Annotated in this window: 3 protein-coding genes; all 3 read left to right on the forward strand. The window is 54.6% G+C overall.

Translation table 11 applies throughout. From position 1 onward, the window contains the following. Positions 1-948, forward strand: a 948-nt coding sequence (locus I8N66_RS34465; RefSeq protein WP_291164153.1) for a hypothetical protein, incomplete at its 5' end; no start/stop codon positions are given. 543 nt (positions 949-1,491) lie between these two features. After that, the gene (locus I8N66_RS34470; RefSeq protein ID WP_291164156.1) at positions 1,492-2,760 is read left to right on the forward strand and encodes a hypothetical protein; all 1,269 of its coding nucleotides are present in this window, start codon (positions 1,492-1,494) and stop codon (positions 2,758-2,760) included. A gap of 430 nt (positions 2,761-3,190) precedes the next feature. Then, positions 3,191-4,326 (forward strand): SIR2 family protein (locus I8N66_RS34475; protein ID WP_291164159.1); only part of this gene is annotated, 1,136 nt, incomplete at its 3' end.

Raw genomic sequence — 4,326 nt, forward strand, 5'->3', positions numbered from 1 at the left:
GCAGGGCAGGTGACGAAGATTCACTCGCGCAACTGGTTCGACGAGGATCGTGTCGCTTGGCTGCGGCGCATCTCGCTGCCGCATCTCAACAAGTCTACTAACGTATCAATCGAAGCGGTCGAGGCAGAGATAGCCGAGGCAGCGCCGCGCCTCACCTTCATCGACCCCGATGATCCATCCGCGGGCCTCGCGGCGATATCGGGCGTGGCGGCGCGAGGTGTTCGCGCCGTTGGCATGTTCCGCGAAACTGCAGGCTTCAACCAGTACGCCAACGAATTTTGGGGAGCGATCGACTATCAGCCGGCTGGACCACGTCGATCCTTTGGACCTCCACGCTCAACGGCGCTGCTTGCGGGCTGGGCGACCCAACAGGCAGCATTGGCCGCGCAATCGGTCCCAGTGGGGCAGCAGCAGCGCATCATCGCTCGCCGCGTCGCCGATTTTGACGGTGATGCGACGTTGATCGCCTCGATCAGCTTCGATCGTGATTGGCTGAGCCTTGAGGAAGCTTTCGACAAGGCTTGTCGCGTTGGGAAGGTCTACGCGCCCATCAAGCAAGTCTCCATTCAGGCCGACGCCTGGTCCATCGGGAAGGTACGCGAGCGGCAATCGGGCTTCGTCGACAGTTACTTCCCAGATGAGCTCGAATTCCTCGTGCCGATAATAGAGGGGTCGGATTCGAGCAAAAATGCCTTCGATGCGATTCCAACCTCTGATCGGCCCGCGCATCGTTCCTTTCTTACTATGTTGAACCGGCTAGGTGCTTCGCGCGGTGTGGATATTACTGGGCTCGTCATCGAACGCTTCCCGGCCGCGCGCTATGTCGGGCAGGATTCGCCGCGGCAAAGACTCACACATGGCGCTCTGATTCACTGCGACGTTTTGGAGCTAACGTTCGCCAAATCAAGCGGAGAGCCAGTGTTCGCCTCGTTGCCCGAGCCTGCTTAATCGGGTCATGCGCTGTAAGCAGCCAGTCCGATAACGGCCCGAGTTGAGACGCTCGGATCGCACTGGCCAAGTGTCCACTCCTGATGCGTCCTGGGCGTTCAGATCAACGGCAATAACGCGAACTCTCCACCCGGCTGAGAGGACGGGAAGCTGGCAACATGCCGCCCAGTCCGGATGTCTCCTTTCCCTCGCCTTGATGGCGATACGAACACAGAACCCGTTTGCAGAGCGACATCGCGAAAACATCGAGCAACAACGCAGTCGGCGATGCGCTGTCCATATCCCCTCCACATCTGGACGTGCAATCGCGCCGGTCTATCCCAGACTTCGTGTGCCACCTGGAGACACGACTCTCACGCACTTCAGTGGCCTCATCTGGCAGGTGAGGTCACGCGGGGGGCCCAGCGGGTATCCCTTAGTCAGTGGGCAGGAGATATCGATTTCCTAATATTCCTGTGCGCAACTCGATTTCTTCAAGCAAACTCGATAGCCAATACGTTAGGATACACTCTTACCGAGTGTTACGTTTGGGGTTGTCTACAAATGCGCGGTTATCGGAATGCTGTGCCCGACCTTCTATTTAACAAGGGAGATTGGTTCGCGACACAAGAGCAATGGAAAAAGCAGCTCCTCGAATCCATCGAACGAAAAAGTGGCGACGAATTACTAAATACGTCGACCACTGATTTAGCACGATATTATGCGAGCGAAATGGCCTTTGACGTGCCACAGATATACTCTGACGATCTAGTGGTCGATCAACGTGAGACCCAAATCGATGTGAGCCGTGATCCCGATAGATGGATAAGCGACCGGTCCCGGCCTTACTACATCACGGGCACATCCGTGGACGTTGAGATCCCCTTTACCGGCAACAAGCTTGGATTTGATATCCAGCCTACGACGCGCAATTTCAACAATCCACGAGCGGTCATTGGAGATGGCATTGTTTCATTCTCCATCACGGGAGCTGATCTTAGTCCTGAACGGGTGAGACAAGAAATCGACCGAGTCGTGAGATCGATCAACGAACATCTTGGCTGGCTGGCGAACGACGCTAGGTCCTATAACAGCAGCCTGGAAAGCTTGGCGACGCAAGCGATCGAGCAGCGCAAGGAGAAGTTGCTTAGAGACAAATCCCTAATCGCGGGACTGGGCTTCAAAATGAAAGAGCGCCCGGGTGCAAGCCAGACCTTCGCTGCTCCATCCGTGCGCCGCAAGATTCGCGCCACCGTGCCCAAGCCTGTCCCCTCGAGCGAGCCCTTCAAGCCAGAGCCAATACTCAGCAATGAAGACTACGAGCATATTCTGTCCGTATTGGAGAATATGGTCGGTGTGATGGAGCAAAGTCCTGCCGCGTTTCGAGAAATCGACGAAGAGAGCCTACGGACCCATTTCTTGGTCCAACTCAATGGCCACTTTTCGGGCGACGCAACCGGTGAAACCTTCAATTATGAGGGCAAGTCCGACATTCTCATCAAAGTCAATGGAAGGAACATCTTCGTAGGCGAGTGCAAGTTCTGGACGGGTGAAAAAGGCTATCTCGAGACCTTGGACCAGGTCTTGTCCTATTTGAGTTGGAGAGACACGAAGGCTGCCGTCCTTGTTTTCAACCGCAACAAGGACTTTAGCGGGGTTCTTGCGAAGATCGAGGAAGCGACCCCCAGCCATCCCAGTTTCAAGAAGATGACCCGCAAGCGCTCTGAAAGCAGTTGGACGTACCTGTTTGGACATAAGGATGATGTGAACAGAGAGATCACGATCACCGTCCAGGCGTACAATGTACCCGAAAGAATCAAACCACGCCTTTGAGGAGAGTGTCGGCTTGTTGGAACCGATATTGACTTGCTACGGAACTTTCATTGAGCGCAGTTAAGCCCGGGCGATTTTTGAACCGCCCCAGGTTTCTCAATCTCCAGAGGCCAGCGTTTTCAGGCATCTGATCAATATCGGCAATCTGCGTTTGAGAGCAGGTACCGGAGCACGGGATACACGGTCCCTCGCCGATTTTCGGTGACCATCAGTTCGAGTTCAACCTTCAAACGGATGGTTCTGACTTTAACGTGTACGTGCACCTCGGTCATTCTCGATAAAGCCATGAAAATGGGCGGCGGCTATTTTTCTCCGCGGAGAGGGTATGAATTTCGTTCCTCATCAACGGTTGATCTAGTGAATTGTTACCACTTAGCGGATAAGTTGCTTTGAACCTGGTTCGCTTACAAATCTTCGACGGAAGTTAAACATGGCACTCGCGCCTAGCGCATCCAAAATTTCCATCCGACAGACGCTTGATATCTTGGACGGCCCTTTCCGGTCCGTGGCGACCGGGGTCGCAGAGGATCGGTATGCATTCTGGCTCGGTTCTGGCATCTCGTTTGGAAAAGTGGATGGTTTGAAAGAAATCATCCCGCGGGTTCTTGAATTCCTTCGGCAACGGATTGACGGCACCAACGCCGAATGTGCTTTTGCAGCGGCATTAAATCGGGCTCTTAGGCTTGCGGGTCTCTCCGATGATGAGTGGGGAAGGACCAATACCGGAATCGCGTTTGCAGCCTGGCCGGATCAAGCCGCCATCGTTGGGCGTCTCACCAACAATTATGCCCGATTGCTCGAGATAACCGTTGCGGGCCACCCAGAGGACTATTTGTTGTGGGAAGGTGTCAACGTAGCGGCGACGTTTGCAAACCCGGCAATTGATCCTGATGTTGAGCATCTGTGTATGGCAATGCTAGTGCTAGAAGGTGCCGCTTCCGATATCGCTACGGCGAATTGGGATGGGCTTGTCGAGAAAGCAATAGACGAACTCACCGGAGGTATACCGAAGCTGGTCGTGTGTGTGAGATCCGAGGATCTTCGCCAGGCAAAGCTGGCTGCCCAACTGGTCAAGTTTCATGGCTGTGCAGTTCTTGCGGTTTCCGACGAGACTGACTATCGACCCTTTCTCGTCGCCCGCTTCTCGCAAATCAATCGCTGGGCAGCGGCACCCGAAAATAGGGCTGTTATCGGCCGCCTCATGGATATTGCTGTTTCAAAGCCGACCCTGATGATGGGCTTGTCTGCTCAGGACTCAAACATCCAGGCGTTTTTCGCCACTGCCGAAGCTACGATGCGATGGCCGTGGCCCGGCGAAAGACCAAGCTTTGTTTTTTCCGGCGATCAGGTGGGCGCTGATCAAGAAGCGTTGCTGAGGAACGTCTATCCTCAAATCTACACCGCGGGGACACGAGATCAGATCAATCAACAGTCGCTGGTTAAATCTTATGCCAACCCGCTTCTGATGGCGCTCCTGTTATCTGTGCTTTGCGACAAACTGAGCGACATGGTCGACATGGTCGAGGGGACATTGGATACGGACGCTAAGAGAACTGTGAAGCAAGG

It is taken from the genome of Ensifer sp. SSB1 (genome assembly GCF_016652895.1).
Taxonomy (GTDB): Bacteria; Pseudomonadota; Alphaproteobacteria; order Rhizobiales; family Rhizobiaceae; genus Ensifer.

Bases quoted from the DNA above. Each gene is read 5' to 3' on its own strand.
- I8N66_RS34470 (WP_291164156.1), top strand. From the start codon at position 1,492: ATGCGCGGTTATCGGAATGCTGTGCCCGACCTTCTATTTAACAAGGGA.